Origin of the sequence: Pseudomonas syringae group sp. J309-1, from assembly GCF_032582135.1 — a bacterium.
Classification (GTDB): Bacteria; Pseudomonadota; Gammaproteobacteria; order Pseudomonadales; family Pseudomonadaceae; genus Aquipseudomonas; species Aquipseudomonas quasicaspiana.
Genome location: NZ_JAWHNU010000016.1, coordinates 39,608 through 57,109, shown reverse-complemented (window position 1 = coordinate 57,109; position 17,502 = coordinate 39,608). Strand labels below are relative to the sequence as shown.

The 17,502-nt window shown below is 55.5% G+C and carries 15 protein-coding genes, 1 tRNA gene and 1 pseudogene; 11 read left to right on the top strand and 6 right to left on the bottom strand.

Translation table 11 applies throughout. The annotated features are described in order from the left end of the window. Positions 1-562: 562 nt before the first annotated feature. The 3 genes and pseudogenes from RX972_RS11705 to RX972_RS29485 all read left to right on the top strand — a co-directional run bounded on the left by RX972_RS11705 (position 563) and on the right by RX972_RS29485 (position 2,696). Complete coding sequence (locus RX972_RS11705) at positions 563-1,087, top strand: Bro-N domain-containing protein (RefSeq protein ID WP_027899897.1); 525 nt, start codon at positions 563-565, stop codon at positions 1,085-1,087. A 289-nt stretch (positions 1,088-1,376) separates the two neighbouring features. After that, positions 1,377-2,156, top strand: a pseudogene (locus RX972_RS29490) (PAS domain-containing protein); the annotation flags it as partial. Between the two features lie 84 nt (positions 2,157-2,240). Beyond that, entirely contained in the window at positions 2,241-2,696 is a 456-nt protein-coding gene (locus tag RX972_RS29485) for a methyl-accepting chemotaxis protein (RefSeq protein WP_231666133.1), read from the top strand. 981 nt (positions 2,697-3,677) lie between these two features. Here the strand turns inward: RX972_RS29485 and RX972_RS11695 are convergent. Next, positions 3,678-4,427 carry a DUF1828 domain-containing protein gene (locus RX972_RS11695; RefSeq protein WP_316875470.1) on the bottom strand — a complete coding sequence of 250 codons (750 nt, stop codon included), beginning with the start codon at positions 4,425-4,427 and terminating at the stop codon, positions 3,678-3,680. An 806-nt stretch (positions 4,428-5,233) separates the two neighbouring features. Here RX972_RS11695 and RX972_RS11690 point away from each other — a divergent pair. Both RX972_RS11690 and RX972_RS11685 read left to right on the top strand, forming a co-directional pair. Further along, positions 5,234-6,721, top strand: coding sequence for a SulP family inorganic anion transporter (locus RX972_RS11690; protein ID WP_255879132.1), 1,488 nt, complete (start codon positions 5,234-5,236; stop codon positions 6,719-6,721). Between the two features lie 270 nt (positions 6,722-6,991). Next, the gene (locus RX972_RS11685) at positions 6,992-7,936 is read left to right on the top strand and encodes a T6SS immunity protein Tli4 family protein (RefSeq protein ID WP_164581780.1); all 945 of its coding nucleotides are present in this window, start codon (positions 6,992-6,994) and stop codon (positions 7,934-7,936) included. Between the two features lie 224 nt (positions 7,937-8,160). On the opposite strand, the gene RX972_RS11680 is transcribed toward RX972_RS11685, so the two are convergent. The 4 genes from RX972_RS11680 to RX972_RS11665 form a co-directional block, all read right to left on the bottom strand. Beyond that, positions 8,161-8,310 carry a hypothetical protein gene (locus RX972_RS11680; protein WP_316875466.1) on the bottom strand — a complete coding sequence of 50 codons (150 nt, stop codon included), beginning with the start codon at positions 8,308-8,310 and terminating at the stop codon, positions 8,161-8,163. A gap of 12 nt (positions 8,311-8,322) precedes the next feature. Then, positions 8,323-8,886 (bottom strand): hypothetical protein, encoded by a 564-nt coding sequence (locus RX972_RS11675; RefSeq protein WP_316875465.1) that lies wholly within the window; start codon positions 8,884-8,886, stop codon positions 8,323-8,325. 194 nt (positions 8,887-9,080) lie between these two features. Beyond that, a complete protein-coding gene (locus RX972_RS11670; protein ID WP_164581778.1) occupies positions 9,081-9,416 on the bottom strand; it encodes a hypothetical protein in 336 nt (111 codons plus the stop codon). A 352-nt stretch (positions 9,417-9,768) separates the two neighbouring features. Continuing rightward, a tRNA-Leu gene (locus tag RX972_RS11665) sits at positions 9,769-9,853 on the bottom strand. A 108-nt stretch (positions 9,854-9,961) separates the two neighbouring features. Between RX972_RS11665 and queA the strand changes: the two genes are divergently transcribed. The 6 genes from queA to RX972_RS11635 all read left to right on the top strand — a co-directional run bounded on the left by queA (position 9,962) and on the right by RX972_RS11635 (position 16,104). Beyond that, complete coding sequence (queA, locus tag RX972_RS11660) at positions 9,962-11,026, top strand: tRNA preQ1(34) S-adenosylmethionine ribosyltransferase-isomerase QueA (protein WP_316875463.1); 1,065 nt, start codon at positions 9,962-9,964, stop codon at positions 11,024-11,026. Positions 11,027-11,040: 14 nt separating this feature from the next. Continuing rightward, positions 11,041-12,156: a tRNA guanosine(34) transglycosylase Tgt gene (gene tgt / locus RX972_RS11655; protein WP_095094477.1), complete on the top strand. Its 1,116-nt coding sequence runs from the start codon at positions 11,041-11,043 to the stop codon at positions 12,154-12,156. A 51-nt stretch (positions 12,157-12,207) separates the two neighbouring features. Beyond that, entirely contained in the window at positions 12,208-12,543 is a 336-nt protein-coding gene (gene yajC / locus RX972_RS11650; RefSeq protein ID WP_099267605.1) for a preprotein translocase subunit YajC, read from the top strand. Between the two features lie 63 nt (positions 12,544-12,606). After that, positions 12,607-14,475 (top strand): protein translocase subunit SecD, encoded by a 1,869-nt coding sequence (gene secD / locus RX972_RS11645; RefSeq protein WP_231672846.1) that lies wholly within the window; start codon positions 12,607-12,609, stop codon positions 14,473-14,475. A gap of 9 nt (positions 14,476-14,484) precedes the next feature. After that, entirely contained in the window at positions 14,485-15,396 is a 912-nt protein-coding gene (gene secF, locus RX972_RS11640) for a protein translocase subunit SecF (RefSeq protein WP_095094266.1), read from the top strand. 165 nt (positions 15,397-15,561) lie between these two features. Beyond that, positions 15,562-16,104, top strand: a complete 543-nt coding sequence (locus RX972_RS11635) for a glycine zipper 2TM domain-containing protein (RefSeq protein WP_027899883.1) — start codon at positions 15,562-15,564, stop codon at positions 16,102-16,104. A gap of 119 nt (positions 16,105-16,223) precedes the next feature. Here RX972_RS11635 and suhB read toward each other — a convergent pair whose 3' ends face one another. Beyond that, positions 16,224-17,039 carry an inositol-phosphate phosphatase gene (gene suhB, locus RX972_RS11630; RefSeq protein ID WP_027899882.1) on the bottom strand — a complete coding sequence of 272 codons (816 nt, stop codon included), beginning with the start codon at positions 17,037-17,039 and terminating at the stop codon, positions 16,224-16,226. Positions 17,040-17,502 lie beyond the last annotated feature (463 nt).

Sequence of the window (17,502 nt, the reverse complement as noted above, 5' to 3'; positions counted from 1 at the left end):
CCCCGCTGTTAGCCGCGCGGGCCCGGGGGTGTGCCTCCCCCCCCCCCCCCGCGGGGCCCCTAAAACCGCGGTGAACTCCTACAGGCAGCGGTTCAGTTCAGGAAATTGCATTCTGTTGGGGGAGGGCTGTCGAGGCTGAGAATCGATATAGGGTTCGAAACTATTTTCTGAAACCTACGGCGTGCCAACCTATTGAGCGGTTATATCGCGGAAACTTCTTACGCGCTTTGAAGTGCTGTCTTATTGCTATATTTTTCTTTTAAAGTCTTACATTGTAAGCACTTGCGGCATAAGAAACATGCGGCTAGTCTCCGCTCCGTTGCTCAAAAAAAGCGACCGGATTTAGCGATCCGAACCTCAATAAAACATATCTCCTGCGGAGTTTTCAGGTGTTCATCTACGCTTGAAACATACGTTATGGCGGTTGTGCGTCGGAGACCTTCGGGTCTGCCGGTGCGTTTATGTTTTGTTGAGGCCGGTTCGCTAACCCTCGCACAACTGCCACCCTTATTCCGCTCAGCGGGTTAAGGATGGCAAGCCATGACCGAACGGAGTTAAACGGATGCAAGCGCTTCAACCCCAGCCAACTCGTCCAGCCGATTGTTTCGAACCCCTGCTGTTCCTCCGCCACCAACGCATGCTGCGCGCCCTGATGCTCGAAGAGCAGGGCTGGTTCTGTTTACAGGATCTGGCACGCCTGATGGGCAAAGCACTGGATCAACGCTCCATCTACAAACTCGACCCGGACCAGTACCGTACTGCGTGGCTGCTGGCCAGCGCTCAATGGAGCAAACAGATACTGATCAGCGAGTCCGGCGCCTACGCCATGCTGGTTCACCACTACGTCCCGGAAAACCGCGCATTGCGCCGCTGGCTGACCCACGAAGTCATGCCCGCCCTGCGTGAAGCCCCGCAAACCCGGCAACCCAGCCTTAGCGTGATGCAGTGGCCCGGCAAAAGTCTTTGTTTGCTGCAATGGCAAAACGAACAGTGGATCAAATTGCGTGACATGCCGGATGTGTTGCCCGCACCCCAGGCATGGGAAAAGCCGTGGTGGCGCAAGGCGCTGGACATGACCCGCCAGTGATCAGCTGTAGTTCAAGCGCTTGATTAAAACCCGCCCCCGTAATCGTGATTAGCTATTTTCGGTGCGCGAAAAAAAAAACAGACACTGGATCCGGTTTTCTTTTTTTTATAATTTATTCAGGCATATACAGCCCGTTATCCGAAAACAACGTTTTTTCGCTGGAAACCTCGTTCCAGAGCCTCAAGTCTTCGCCGTTTCAGCCGCTATCAGTCGTATATATTTACGCGTAATCAATACCGATTGCTGCTTGCCTGCCTCTGATAAAAAACGTGTGCGGAGTTACTGCTTTATGATTTTCAATAAACGATTGAAGCAGGAGTTGTTAACGATAAGCGAAAAGCTTTCGTCCATGGAGCAGGTACGCGACAGTCTCGAAATCGAAATGCTGTCCATCAACCTTGATGAGCGCGGCAAGATCGAGTCGGTCAACCGCAAATTCGAACAGGAAATGGGCTACACCAGCAGCGAGTTGGTCGGCCGCTCGTTGCTGGAAATGGTGCCCAAATACGCCCAGAGCACTGATCACTTTTCGCGCATGAGCAAAGCGATTCAGCAAGGCAAGCACTGGGCTGGGGCGCTGCAGATTTTCCGTGGTGATCAGAAGGAAGCCTGGTTGCGGGTGATTGTTCAGCCGGTTACCAACAGCACTGGCAAGGTCACGCAGTTCTCTGTGTACGCCAGTGACCTGACGCGCACCATCGAGGCCTCCCGTGAGCACGAAAACCTGATCGAAGCGTTGCAGCGTTCCACGGCCGTTATTGAGTTCGATCTGAGCGGTACGGTGCTCACAGCCAACCAACGCTTTCTGGATGCCATGGGCTACTCGCTGTCGCAAGTGGTCGGCAAGCACCACAGTATTTTCTGCGAAGCGCAGGAAGCCAACTCTCCGCAGTACCAGATGTTCTGGGACAAGCTGCGCCGTGGCGAATTCGTGGTCGATCGCTTCAAGCGTATCGACAGCCGTGGCCATTCTGTCTGGCTGGAGGCGTCCTACAATCCGGTGACAGATGCTCACCGTCGTCTCTACAAAGTTGTGAAATTCGCCACTGTCATCACCGAGCAAGTCGAGCGCGAAGAGGCCGTCTCCGAAGCTGCAAGAATTGCCTTCACGATTTCGAAACACACCGACGAAACTGCGCGTAAAGGCAGCGTCGTGGTCAAGGAAACCGTCGACGTCATGCGCGCCCTGGCTTCTCAAATGGAGCTGGCTGTAGAGGGCATCGGCGCACTCGACAAGCAATCGCAAATCATCGGCTCGATCATCACCGCGATCAGCAGCATTGCCGATCAAACCAACCTGCTGGCCCTCAACGCCGCCATCGAAGCCGCCCGCGCCGGTGAACAAGGCCGAGGCTTCGCCGTCGTCGCCGACGAAGTCCGCCAACTCGCCTCCCGCACCAGCAAAGCCACCGCCGAAATCGTCGACGTAGTGCAGAAAAACCAGGCACTCGCCGAGCAAGCGGTCGGTGTGATCGAACACGGCAAAAAACAGGCCGAACAAGGCCTGGAGCTGTCAGGTCAGGCAGGCAAAGTCATCGTCGAAATTCAGGATGGCGCCCAACAGGTTGTGAACGCAGTGGGGCAGTTTGCGAATCAGGTTTCGGGTTGATTGATCAGCCAGGCCCGGGTTAAACCGGGCCTGGTTTATTGGCTTCACGCCGCCTTGGCCTCGGCCCATTTACTGTTGCTCAGCATGAATACGGCACCTTCTTCCGGTGCCGCATTGCGGGCAAGTACCGCTCACAGGTTGGTATCATCTCAAGCTCATGCCGGACCGTTGGACCGACCGGGGGGGCGCTCCACTTCATTCGGGAAGGCAGTATTTTAGTCGATACAAAGGCTGCGGATGCACCGGCCTCTTCGCGAATGAATTCGCTCCTACCGGGATCAACGTTTGCAGGCCAACATAGAACCTCCCACAGAAAGTGTTTGGGGCTGATAACTCCTAAGACTGCTGCGCCTGACACCCCACTGTCGTTTGGTCGATTCGGAACTCTGTGAGAGCTGAGCTTGCTCGCGATGAATGCAACGCGGTCCAACTGATACACCGCGGCGTCTGCATCGTGGGCAAGTCTCCTGAAGGGACACAGTTGCGGTGCGAATCGTGATGTCAGGTAGATCGCCGCGACACTCCAGGTGCGCACGATAAGGCTCTCCACCCAGTCTGTGGTCAGCAATATCTACTACCGGCTTGTAATCAGAGCTGAGTTGACCATTCAGGCCAGGCACACATCAATCCTCAGGATCAACCTGACTCGCCGGCTTCCAGCTTGCCACCGGATCAGCCATCCCCTCAACCCGGAGGAATAGTACCCAGCACACCCACGCCGATTGCTACCAATAAAAAAATCGCCATGTAGATCGTTAGCTTGCCCATAAGGCCTCCCGATATTGGGTGAGGTAGCGAGTCCAGATGCACGCTGAAAACTGCGCTATCAGTGGCCGGTTCCCGGCTGCTGAGGCCTTGATTATCGGGGGGAGGGTATTTTCAATACAGATTCAGAAGGCGGAGAAAAATACGGATCAGATGGCGAGGCAGGTGAGCAGACGTTAGGGCTGTACGGTGAATAGATAGCGTTGAGCATGACTTCTAATGAGTACCGGGGCTGAAAAACTGCTCGAAGTCGGTGATGCGTATGGTTGGTGCCAGATCACCAAGGACCGCAATCTCCTCATCTGCCTTTGTTGGCTTGTCCCGGTCATCCACTATGAAAAGCATATCGACAGGATCTTCAGCTTTGTTGACGAGTAGCGCTTTCCTCAACCGTGCATTGATGGCGTTGGCCGTAGGCGTGACTGAATCGACATAGGTAGACCCCCATAGAAAGTCAAAGTGAGTTCCAGTTCCGCCCACGTTAATAAGTACGTTTCGATCCAGGTGTCTTGTCGGATCTTTCGCCCGCAACATCAGTTCAACTTCTTGGGTTAGCGAGAATTCTGTGTCGCCCTCCGAAAAGCGATCCTCCTCCCAGGTGGCGATAGAGGAGAAGAGGCGCAGTATTTTCGCACCCCAGATACTCAATTCAGACTCAATAAAAACAGTTTCGAAAGCGCCTGCGTCCGACAGTGAAAAGCCATGCCTGATTGCAATGTTTTCAAGGCTCCGCCAGTTGCGTTTATCCCCCAGTGGATAGCCAAGAGAACGCAGTGCAAACAAAGTGATGCCGTCGTCTGTGAATTCCAGATTTCCAGCTTCTGCGAACAGATAAAAGTCCAGTGACTTCCCGCCCCGTAACGTGAAGGGCGTACTTATGTAGGTAGCGATCCTGCTACCGGTCTCGATGGTCTGGCAGTGCCATCCGGATCTCTCAAAGAAGTCGTTGCAACTTATGTTATCCATCGTCACTCCCGAAAAGATCGTCTTTGAAGGGAGGGGATAGTTTTGAAATACAGATGAGGAATTGAGACTCGGCGCTCATCCAGCAGCATGCTCGTAGCTTGAAGCCATCCTGAATGTGTTGGCTTCGCCTGCCATTCGATTTCGTCAGAGAGGTATTTCGCCCTTCGACACCAATCACGACACGCGGCAAGCCAGTCTTCTTCAACCATTATCAATTCCAGCGGCTTGGGTCAGTAGCTTTTAGCGCTACTTTGGGTGAGGAAATGCTAATGAAAGACAGGGAGGATTGCTGTCGGATTAATCTGTTAATGGCTTGCGATGTTTCGCTGTGGCAGGCAGGGAGTGGCGCATTCGTGATACTGCATGTCTCAAGTCGGGCTGGACTCAAGTGCAAGTGAATAGGTGCCCCATCCCGTGGACTTCATCTGGAAAAAAGTCCCTCCATTATTCCTGAATAACCTCCTGTTCTTCAGCGCTCGCGCTTATAAAGCCAACGGGCCTTATGCCTCGCGTCCGTCGGATGGACCAGCCCTCAAATTGAAAACCCCTCCCTTGATTCGCTATCATTCCGACGTCGCAATCCGACCACCAATGGAAAATACATTGCTCCATTCGAACTGGCTGCCTACGCCGCCTTAGCGCTTCGCCCCCCTCGCAATACCCTGACCGCCTTCTAGCTGCGGTCGCCTTCTGCTGCGTGTCTTTATTGGCCGTGGCAACACCACAACTCTACTGAAACAGACGCATCTGCCTTGCACAGCGCCGTCCGCGCTTTGCGTAGTGGTGCGTTTGCCATGGGTAAATCTATGTTTGAAAAAATCAAAGCCGCCTGGCTATGTAACGTGCGGGCAGATGTGCTCGCGGGTCTCGTTGTCGCATTGGCGCTCATTCCTGAGGCCATCGCTTTTTCCATCATTTCCGGCGTCGACCCCAAGGTGGGTCTCTACGCGTCGTTCTGTATCTGCACCGTGATCGCCTTCGTGGGCGGTCGTCCCGCCATGATTTCTGCTGCGACAGGTGCCATGGCTTTGCTCATGGTGAACCTTGTAAAGGATCACGGTCTTCAGTACTTGCTGGCCGCCACATTGCTATGCGGAGTCATCCAGATCCTCGCGGGTTATCTCAAGCTGGGGGAGTTGATGCGCTTCGTATCGCGCTCGGTGGTCACCGGGTTCGTCAACGCGCTGGCCATACTGATTTTCATGGCTCAGTTGCCTGAACTGACCGATGTCACCTGGCCGGTGTATGCGATGACCGCCGGTGGTCTGGCAATCATCTATCTTTTCCCGCGCATACCTTTGGTTGGGCGGCTGTTACCGTCGCCACTGGTGTGCATCATCGTGTTGACTGCGATGGCGGTCTATCTCGGTCTGAACGTGCGTACCGTTGGCGATATGGGGTCTCTGCCTGACAGCCTGCCCATCTTCATGTGGCCTGAGGTGCCGCTGAACTTCGATACGTTGCTGATCATCCTGCCTTACTCAGCCGCACTGGCCGTTGTCGGACTTCTGGAGTCCATGATGACGGCGACCATCGTCGACGACCTGACCGACACCACCAGCGACAAGAACCGCGAGTGCAAAGGGCAGGGCATTGCCAACGTCGCGACGGGACTTATCGGCGGCATGGCAGGCTGCGCGATGATTGGACAATCCATGATCAACGTGAAGTCGGGCGGCCGGACGCGTCTGTCGACACTGAGCGCTGGCGTGTTACTGCTGATCATGATGCTGTTTCTGGGCGACTGGCTGGCCCGTATTCCCATGGCTGCTCTGGTTGCTGTGATGATCATGGTATCGATCAGCACCTTCAGTTGGGCGTCCATCCGCAACCTCAAGCAATATCCGCTTTCGACCAACATCGTGATGGTCGTCACCGTCGTTGTGGTCGTCGCCACTCACAACCTGGCTTACGGCGTCATTGCCGGGACGCTCCTGGCCGCAATGTTCTTTGCCAACAAGATTGCCCGTTTTCTGGACGTCACTTCCCAGCGTGATCCGGAACATAGTCACCGCACTTACTACGTCACCGGACAAGTGTTCTTCGGCTCTGCAGATCGCTTCACCAACGCCTTCGATCTCAAGGAAGAACTTGAAACGTTGACCATCGACTTGCGTGACGCGCATTTCTGGGACATCACAGCAGTGGCCGCTCTGGACAAGGTCGTGCTGAAACTGCGCAAGACTGGTGCCGTGGTTGATGTGATCGGCATGACTCGGGCGACGGCTACGTTGGTGGATCGCTTCGGTGTGCACGACAAGCCGGATGGGATTGATACGCTGATGGGGCATTAATGCCGCGAGACGGCTGCTTTGATCGGTTTCGAACTGCTGGAGGAACTGTCTCGTGCTCTCGCGCTTGGGTTCATAGGGTTCGCGAAAGCAAGCGCGAGCCTCTGTGTGATGGAAACCGATCAAACTTGCATGGCTACTCATGGAGGGATGTACAAGCTTGTCTGGCCGTCGAAAGGGTAGACTCCCACCGATACCTCCAAGCCATCCGCCAATATCAGAAAGTGACATGAGGGTGAAACATTGCACGCAGTGACCAGATTCTTATTATGCATGCTCGTGTCAGCAGGCTTTAATGCAACCAGCGTGCTGGCTAGCTCCTATGAAGACAGCAAAAGCGAAAGCCTCTTGAATACTCACTACTTTGGCAGATTTGAAATCGCACTGCCTCGCGGGTCGGAAATCTCTGCAGACTATAAAAACTTTGACGAAAAAATAGAGTGGGTCAGCAACGAGGGAGACTCCCGTATAAATCAAGCTGTGGACCAGAAAGTAGAAGACTTGAAAAAAGGCATAGCGGTCGGCACTTTCAGTGTTTACGAGAAAACGGTCCCTCTTGACAATGGAAGCGTATTGCTCGTTTCGCGACTTAACAAGTTTTATACCTTTAACGTATACCTGCTCACTGCCAAAAATACGCTTTACCACATGATGGCAGCAAACATATCTGAACAGGGCCTGGAGGGTGGCATCGAGAAAATGCGCCTGTTAAGTAATTCCATTTACTCCCGACCGCCACACCAGGCTCCTCCGCAGGGTGGTTTTGCAATAGAGGCGGGCTACACGACGCTTGGTAGCGAAAAGTTCTTGGAGTCTGTTTACATGGGCGCGCAAATTGCGGGACATCCAGGTACCTATATCAGCTTTCTCACAAAGGCAATTTTTACTCAGGAAGACAGCTTGATAGAGCGATTTGAAAAACGTCAGTACGACGTGTCGATAGGAGAGCTTGCTAATTCCGGCAGTATCAAGACCCTCAGGAAAAGGCCTCGCCTGGTAAACGGAATTCAGGCTGAGGAAGTTGCGGTTAGCGCCCGCGTAGATGGCAAACAGTTTTATGCTTTCCAGCTAGAGTACAAAGGCACAGTAGAGTCCAACACACGGCCTTATATTGCGCTTGAACTCGGTACGCACGAGAAAGGCAGCGATTTTAAATCCGATGAAGACGCGTTGAAATTCTGGGACGGGATTGTCAATAGCCTGAAACCGCTGCCTTGATCGGTGGTTCAAGTAACCGTGTGAGTCGTGACGCTTGGTGTTACGACTTGCACGGTTTTGCTTTGGCGCTCCCAATCACAGCGAGACTCAAGCGTCAGCGAATCTGCGCACCAACTTTGCTGATTTCATCCGCCGAAAGGTCTCGCCAATCCCGTGGAGATATCCCGTACTCCGCGCTCGCAGCTTCAAGCACTTCTTCAAGTGAATGATAGAGATGGTCGCCGTCAACGATGTTTGGGGTAATCGTTATAGCGAATAACCAGATAAAAAACCTCATCCTCCGTGGTCACCAGACCGAACGCCACCAGCGCTGCGACGCCTGAATCATCCGGCTGCTTTAGTGCTGCGAACAGGTAGCTCGGTTGTGAAGCCATGGTGTTGCTCCTCTAGCGGTTTGCGGGATGAGCGGCCTGGTTATCCTTGACCTCTTCTAGGCGACCGCCGCAGTCAATAAACGACTCCTCGTAATTCTCACGGCATATCTTGCTTTGTGCTGCGCCAGGGTCTGTCGGCTCCGAGCCGCAGGGGTTTGAAATTTGCGGGGTCGCTGGGGTCTGCTGCATGCAGGCTCGGTAGCCTACCATTCGCCCCTCGTAAATTATCCGCTGGCCCTGAACGCTTTGCTCTGCCCGTTTCTCACAGGCCTGAACTCTTGCATCTAGTTGAGCCACGCAACGCTGGCCCTGCTCGGTTTCGGGTTTGACATAGCGGTAGTGCGTGCAGGCGGCGAGGTTGATCAAGGCAACGGCGGCGAGGGAGATAACAGTGAGGCGGCCAGTCATGTATTTCATATCCTTATGGGTAAACGATGCGCTTTTCTTATCGCTGATCCCGCTTTGGGATGCCAGGAAAACCCGGCAGCAGGTCTGCTGAAATCGCTCGGGAGCGACGATCTGGAACGCTTGCCACGTGGACTTACGCGACCAAAAATGCGTCAGTATGAGTTCCATTAATGAGCTGCCCATTCAAAATGGAAGCGGATGCACCATTCTGTATGCGTGTCCGCCAGATGGAATTCAAAGCGGATGGAACGGTGCCCCTACTTGGTATTCGCTCCGCGTGAAGCCCGAATAATCATGTAGTTCCTGACCGGCTGCAGCGATCTCTGCCTGCCAATGTTCAAGCGCTAATGCAGCGAACCCAATCACTGGCCAGCTTTGACCCTGTTCCGCTCCACCTTGCGCAGACCCTTGGCAAGCAACCAATAAAAAACGATAAGCAACGGTATGGGCTGCGTGGCTATCAGCATCGCGCGTTTAATTTCCGACAGGCCTTGTGGATGGTAATTCTCAAATACATTGGTCAGTACGATAATTGTCACCAGCGACGAGAACATGTAGCACATACAGACCGCCATGATCCGGAAGAAGATTCGCCACGCTCGGGAGGGATGGTCGATATTCCTGGAGGCTGGTGAAGCAGTCGGATTTGGGCAAACGACGCAGAAGCCTATCATTCCAGCCACGAACTGGAATGTCACGACGCACACTAGCGGTGACATGAGGGATAACCCGCGTCGATTGATGATGAGGTAGGCAAACGATTGGCCCATCCATGAGTGTGGGTTGGAGATGCGATCAACGAGTTCTTACTGACACTTCCTACGCGCTTTAGGTCTGCACCGGGAAGTTTTTTCGCGTGTAGTGTACGTGACAGTCATGCGTGTCAGACCTTACGGCGCTATCTTCAACCCGGTGCCTTCGGATCTCAGGAGGCCTGCAGGTCACCGTCTTTTATTATCGGAAAACCCAAATCCCACCCACAAAAAAACCGGCGCAATGGCCGGTTTCTTTGTATTCAAGCTGCATTGAGCAGCAGCTTGAAGTGTGTCGTGGTGCCCCGAGGGAGAATCGAACTCCCACTTCTTTCGAAAACGGATTTTGAATCCGCCGCGTCTACCAATTCCGCCATCAGGGCTCAATGGCGGCGAAGTCTACAGACGGTATTACCGTTGGTCAATCACCTTTCATGGTCAATTTTGTCTCTTTCCGCTAAACTTCGCGGCCCTGCTAGACGAACTCGATCATGCGCGTTGCTGACTTTACTTTCGAACTCCCTGATTCCCTGATCGCTCGCCACCCTTTGGCCGAGCGCCGCAGCAGTCGTTTGTTGACCCTGGACGGGGTGACGGGCGCGCTGGGGCACGAGCATTTTTCCGATTTGCTGGAGCATGTACGCCCCGGTGACTTGATGGTGTTCAACAACACCCGAGTGATTCCGGCGCGCTTGTTCGGCCAGAAGGCGTCCGGCGGCAAGCTGGAAATTCTGGTGGAGCGGGTGCTGGACACGCACAGCGTGCTGGCCCACCTGCGGTCGAGCAAGTCGCCCAAGCCGGGGTCGATGATTGTTATCGATGGCGGTGGCGAAGCCGAGATGGTCGTGCGTCACGACACGTTGTTCGAGCTGCGCTTTACCGAGCCGGTCTTGCCGTTGCTGGAACGCGTCGGGCATATGCCGCTGCCTCCTTATATAGACAGGCCCGATGACAGCGCCGACCGCGAGCGTTATCAGACCGTCTATGCCCAGCGTGCCGGTGCGGTCGCTGCGCCGACCGCGGGTCTGCATTTCGACCAGCCGCTGCTGGATGCCATGAAAGCCAAAGGCGTGGAGATGGCGTTTGTCACCCTGCACGTTGGCGCGGGCACGTTCCAGCCGGTGCGGGTCGAGAAGCTTGAAGACCACCACATGCACAGCGAATGGCTGGAAGTCGGCCAGGATGTGGTGGATGCCGTGGCGGCCTGTCGTGAGCGCGGCGGTCGGGTGATTGCAGTCGGTACGACCAGCGTGCGTTCACTGGAAAGTGCCGCGCGCGACGGTGTGTTGAAGCCGTTCAGCGGCGACACCGATATCTTTATTTTTCCGGGGCGTCCCTTCCATGTGGTCGATGCCCTGGTGACCAACTTTCATTTGCCGGAGTCCACGCTGTTGATGCTGGTTTCGGCATTCGCCGGTTATCCCGAGACCATGGCTGCCTACGCGGCGGCGGTGGAAAACGGTTACCGCTTCTTTAGTTACGGTGATGCGATGTTCATCACCCGCAATCCCGCGCCGACCGCTCCCAAGGCATCGGGCCCAGAGGATCACGCATGAGCCGCACCAGTCGTATGTCTTTCGAGTTGTTGGCCACTGACGGCAAGGCGCGTCGTGGTCGATTGACCTTCCCGCGTGGCGTGGTGGAAACCCCGGCGTTCATGCCGGTGGGCACTTACGGTACGGTCAAGGGCATGCTGCCGCGCGATATCGAGGCCACCGGCGCGCAGATCATTCTGGGCAACACCTTTCACTTGTGGCTGCGTCCGGGCACCGAGGTCATCAAGGCCCACGGCGACCTGCACGATTTCATGCAGTGGAAAGGTCCGATCCTGACCGACTCTGGTGGTTTTCAGGTGTTCAGCCTGGGCGCCATGCGCAAGATCAAGGAGGAGGGCGTGACCTTCGCCTCGCCTGTTGATGGCGCGAAGGTGTTCATGGGCCCGGAAGAGTCGATGCAGGTTCAGCGTGATCTGGGCTCTGACATCGTGATGATATTCGACGAGTGCACGCCTTATCCGGCTGACGAAGATGTCGCCCGTGTGTCCATGGAGCTGTCGCTGCGCTGGGCCAAGCGTTCGAAAGTCGCGCATGGTGAAAGCACGGCTGCGCTGTTCGGTATCGTTCAGGGCGGGATGCACGAAAGCCTGCGCAAACGCTCGCTGGAAGGCCTGGATCAGATCGGTTTTGATGGCCTGGCCATTGGCGGTCTGTCGGTGGGTGAACCCAAGCATGAAATGATCAAGGTGCTGGATTACCTGCCCGGCCTGATGCCCCCTGAAAAACCTCGTTACCTTATGGGGGTAGGCAAGCCTGAAGATCTGGTTGAGGGTGTGCGCCGCGGAATCGACATGTTCGATTGCGTGATGCCGACCCGCAATGCCCGCAACGGTCATTTGTTCATTGATACAGGTGTATTGAAGATCCGTAACGCGTTCCATCGTCATGATGATTCGCCGCTGGATCCGACCTGCGATTGCTACACCTGTCAGAACTTCTCGCGCGCTTATCTGCACCACCTGGACAAGTGCGGCGAAATGCTGGGAAGCATGCTTAATACGATCCACAATTTGCGGCATTACCAGCGCCTTATGGCTGGTTTGCGCGAGGCTATTCAACAAGGTACATTGGCCGCCTTTGTCGATGCCTTCTATGCCAAGCGCGGGATTCCAACGCCGCCGATGGACTGAGTCAAAACAAGTTTTTCTGCTTTCTACTTAATTATGCAACTGGAGTGCTAAATGAGCTTTTTCATCTCTCCCGCTTTCGCGGATGCTGCTGCACCTGCTGCCGGCCCTATGGGTGGCGGTTTTGAATGGATCTTCCTGGTCGGCTTTCTGGTCATCTTCTATCTGATGATCTGGCGTCCACAGGCCAAGCGCGCCAAAGAGCAGAAGAATCTGCTGGGCAACTTGCAGAAGGGCGACGAAGTGGTTACTACCGGCGGTATCGCTGGCAAGATCACTAAAGTGAGTGACGGCTACGTGGTTATCGAAGTTTCCGACACTGTTGAGCTGAAAATGCAGAAGGGCGCTATTGCTGCCACGCTGCCAAAGGGCACCCTGAAAGCGATTTAAGATTCAGACTTTTACCAATCGACGGGGCGCGCAAGGCGCCCCGCGTTATAAGCGGGCGGCGTGATGCTGAACAAATACCCTCTGTGGAAATACGTACTGATCCTGGCGGTGCTGGTGATCGGTTTTATTTATTCCGCACCCAATCTCTACCCTGACGATCCAGCGATCCAGATCAGCGGCGCAAGCACTGCGTTGCAGGTGGGTCAGGCTGATCTGGAGCGTGCGAGCAAAGCGCTTGTTGATTCCGGAATCGCGGTCAAGGCCTCTTCCCTGGCCGAGAATGGCAAAGGCGGTTTGTTGCGTCTGACCAAGCAGGAAGACCAACTGCCAGCCAAGGATGTTGTGCGCAAGGTGTTGGGTGATGACTATGTCGTCGCACTTAACCTGGCACGTACCACTCCGACATGGTTGCGTAATCTTGGCGCAACCCCGATGAAGATGGGCCTGGACTTGTCCGGTGGTGTGCACTTCCTGTTGGAAGTTGACATGGACAAGGCGCTGGATGCGCGTCTGAAAGTTTATGAAGGCGAAGTCAAAAGCCTGTTGCGCAAGGAAAAGGTGCGTTATCGCAGCCTGCCGCAACTGGGTGGCGCTATTCAACTGGGGTTCAGCGATGACGCTGCCCGTGAAGAAGCCCGCGTACTGGTTCGCAAGAATTACACCGATTTCGAGATCACTCCGGCTGAACTGAACGGGATTCCTGTTCTGCGCCTGGCGATGACTCCGGCGAAAATCAACGAAATCCGCGATTACTCCATCAAGCAGAACCTGACCACGGTGCGTAACCGGGTCAACGAGCTGGGTGTTGCCGAGCCTCTGGTTCAGCGTCAGGGTGCCAACCGCATCGTGGTTGAGTTGCCGGGCGTGCAGGACACCGCTGAAGCCAAGCGTATTCTGGGCAAGACGGCCAACCTGGAATTCCGTCTGGGCGCAGGTCCGGATGACTCCAAAGCCACTACCGAGATGTTCGAGTTCCGCGAAGGCGGTCGTCCGGCAGCTCCTGTGGAGCGTGGTCTGATCATCACCGGTGATCAGGTGACTGACGCCAAGGCCAGCTTTGACGAGCATGGTCGTCCACAGGTGAACATCACGCTGGACGGTCACGGTGGTGATTTGATGAGCCGTGCAACCCGCAGCAATGTGGGCCGCAGCATGGCGGTGATCTTCATCGAGCAGAAGCCAACCACTACTTACACCAAGCAGATGGTCGACGGCGTCGAGAAAGACGTGCCGGTTCAGACCTTCAAGGAAGAGAAGAAAATCATCAGTCTGGCGACCATTCAGTCGCCGCTGGGTGCTCAGTTCCGTATTACCGGTCTGAACGGTCAGGGTGAGTCTTCCGAGCTGGCGCTGTTGCTGCGTGCCGGTGGTCTGGCTGCGCCGATGTACTTCGCTGAAGAGCGCACTATCGGCCCGAGCCTGGGTGCTGACAACATTACCAAGGGTATCGATGCGTCCCTGTGGGGCATGCTGTTCGTGTCGTTGTTCATCATGGCGATCTATCGCTTCTTCGGCTTGATCGCAACAGTCGCTCTGGCGCTGAACATGGTCATGCTGCTGGCGTTGATGTCGCTGCTGAGTGCAACACTGACGTTGCCGGGTATTGCCGGTATCGTCTTGACGATGGGTATGGCGGTGGACGCCAACGTGCTGATCTTCTCGCGGATACGCGAGGAAATCGCCAATGGCATGACTGTCCAGCGTGCGATTCATGAAGGTTTCGACCGCGCCTATACCGCGATCCTCGACGCCAACCTGACGACGCTGCTGGTCGGCGGCATTCTCTTCGCAATGGGCACCGGCCCTGTGAAGGGTTTTGCGGTGACCATGTCGCTCGGGATCTTTACCTCGATGTTCACGGCCATCATGGTGACCCGCGCAATGGTCAACCTGATCTATGGCGGGCGTGACTTCAAGAAGTTGTGGATTTAAGGGGCTGCCATGTTACGTACCATTAACTTCATGGGCGTTCGCAATATTGCGTTCGCCGTTACGATGCTCCTTACCGCACTGGCGTTGTTCAGCTGGTTCCATAAGGGCCTCAACTATGGTCTGGACTTTACCGGCGGTACGCTGATCGAGCTGACTTACGAGCGTCCTGCCGATCTGGGCAAGGTTCGTGAAGAGCTGGTCAGCTCCGGTTATCACGATGCTGTGGTGCAGAGCTTTGGCGCTACTACCGATCTGCTGGTGCGTATGCCCGGTGAAGATCCGCAGTTGGGTTCTCAGGTTGCCGATGCGCTGCGTAAAGCAGGTGGCGACAACCCGGCTACCGTTAAGCGTGTCGAGTTCGTAGGCCCGCAAGTGGGTGAAGAACTGCGCGACCAGGGTGGGCTGGGCATGCTGCTGGCTCTGGGCGGTGTTCTGATCTACCTGGCTTTCCGCTTCCAGTGGAAGTTCGCGGTGGGTGCGATCATCTCCCTTATCCACGACGTTGTGGTGACCATGGGTATCCTGTCGTTCTTCCAGATCACCTTCGACCTGACGGTGCTGGCGGCGGTGCTGGCGATCATCGGTTACTCGCTAAACGACACCATCGTCGTATTCGACCGCGTGCGGGAAAACTTCCGTCTGCTGCGCAAGGCGTCGTTGATCGAGAACATCAACATCTCCACCACCCAGACGCTGCTGCGTACTGTCGCAACGTCGGTTTCGACCTTGCTGGCGATTGCTGCTTTGTGGGTGTTTGGCGGTGACAACCTCGAAGGTTTCTCCATCGCGCTGTTCGTAGGTGTTGTGGCGGGTACTTACTCCTCCATCTACATCGCGAACGTGGTGCTGATCTGGCTGAACCTGACCACTGAGGACCTTATTCCTCCTGTGGTCGTCGATAAGGCTGACGATCTACCCTGATCGCAGTTCTCTCCGAGTGTGATGCCAAAAGGGCATGAGTATTGAACTCATGCCCTTTTTTATGCTCCAAGGCTTGGGTTCGTGGATTGCCGAGGCTCACGCTGGAACGGTAACGACCCCAAGCACTGCGTAGGAAACTACGTTTGAGATGGTCAGGAGGTTCACGTGAACAAATCGTTGCTTGTTGGTGCTGTGCTGGGCGCTGCCGTTGTTACGGCTGGCGGTGCTGTTGCCACCTACAGCCTCGTTAAAAGCGGCCCGGAATATGCGGATGTACTGGCAGTCGAGCCGGTTAAACAGCAAATAAAAACGCCGCGTGAAGTTTGCAAAGATGTAACCGTTACCAAGCGTGCTCCGGTCAAGGATGAGCACCAGATTGTGGGCAGTGTGATCGGCGCTGTTGCAGGCGGCTTGCTGGGTAACCAGGTAGGCGGCGGTAACGGCAAGAAGATCGCCACCGTAGCGGGCGCTGTTGGCGGCGGCTATGCCGGTAACAAGGTTCAGGAAGGCATGCAGAACCGCGACACTTACACCACCACCGAAACTCGCTGCAACACGGTCAATGACATCAGCGACAAGGTCGTGGGTTATGACGTGAAGTACAAGCTGAACGACAAGGTGGGTCAGGTGCGCATGGATCGTGATCCAGGCGGTCAGATTCCAGTCAACAAGGAAGGCCAGCTGATTCTGGGTCAAAACCAGCAATAAGTTTTGAGTCTGCGTTGATCAGAAAAAGCACCTTCGGGTGCTTTTTCTTTTTTGGTCTGGCGGAAAGTGGCAGGCACAAAAAAACCGGCGCTTGGCCGGTTTTTTTATGGGGCTGAATCTTAACGCTTCATCGTGGCCGGCAGGTGCGGTGCGATGGAGGTCAGAACAGCTTTGAAGCACTTGGTGTTACCAGCAACGATGTGGCCTTTCTCCAGGAAGTCGTGACCGCCTGTGAAGTCGCTGACCAGACCGCCTGCTTCCTGAATCAGCAGTGCGCCTGCAGCCATGTCCCACTCGGACAGGCCCGATTCCCAGAATGCGTCGAAGCGACCGGCAGCTACGTAGGCCAGGTCCAGGCTGGCAGCGCCTGCACGGCGGATGCCTGCGGTCTGACCTACCAGGCTGCGGAACATGCCCAAGTAGTTTTCCAGGTTGTCCATCTGGTCGTCGCGGAACGGGAAGCCGGTGCCGAGCAGGGCGCCATCAAGGCTGGTGCGCGGGCTGACGCGCATACGGCGACCGTTGAGCTGTGCGCCGTTACCGGCGCTGGCGGTGAATTCTTCCTGGCGAACCGGATCCAGAACCACTGCGTGAGCCAGACGGCCTTTATGTTTGCAGGCAATGCTGACGGCGAAGTGCGGGATGCCGCGAACGAAGTTGGTGGTGCCGTCCAGTGGGTCGATGATCCACAGGTAGTCAGCGCCTTCGCCGCTGCCTTCATGCATTCCGGTTTCTTCGCCAAGGATGCCGTGAGTCGGGTATGCCTTGCGCAGGGCGGTGATGATCAGTTGCTCGGCAGCGCGATCGATTTCGCTGACGTAATCCTTCGCACCTTTTTCATCGACCTTGATGGTATCCAGGCGCTCGATGGAGCGGAAGATCAATTCGCTGGCGCTGCGGGCGGCGCGCAGCGCGATATTCAGCATGGGCTGCATGGACGTTTCACCTAGGTCGTTAAAGAAAGCCGAACATTGTATTGGCTGTGGCGGAACTTTTCCAGTGGTTAACTGGATGTGTTGAGTATGTCGCCAATGTCGTGGGACCGGCTTTAGCCGGGAGGAGGTCGCTACAGCCGACGCATTTGTATCGTCAGACACTGGTTCCTGTAGGAGCAGAGCTTGCTCGCGATAAGGCTGGACGCAGTTCACTCCAGATTGCATCCAGCCTTATCGCGGGCAAGCCCAGCTCCCACAGGATCTGCGCAGTCCTGGATATTGGTGTGAAGTCGTGGGATCTGCTTTGGTCGGGGAGAGGTCGTTACAGGCGACGCATTTGTATCGTCAGACGCTGGTTCCTGTGGGAGCAGAGCTTGCTCGCGATAAAGGCTGGACGCAGTTCACTCCAGATTGCATCCAGCCATATCGCGGGCAAGCCCGGCTCCCACAGGATCTGCGCAAT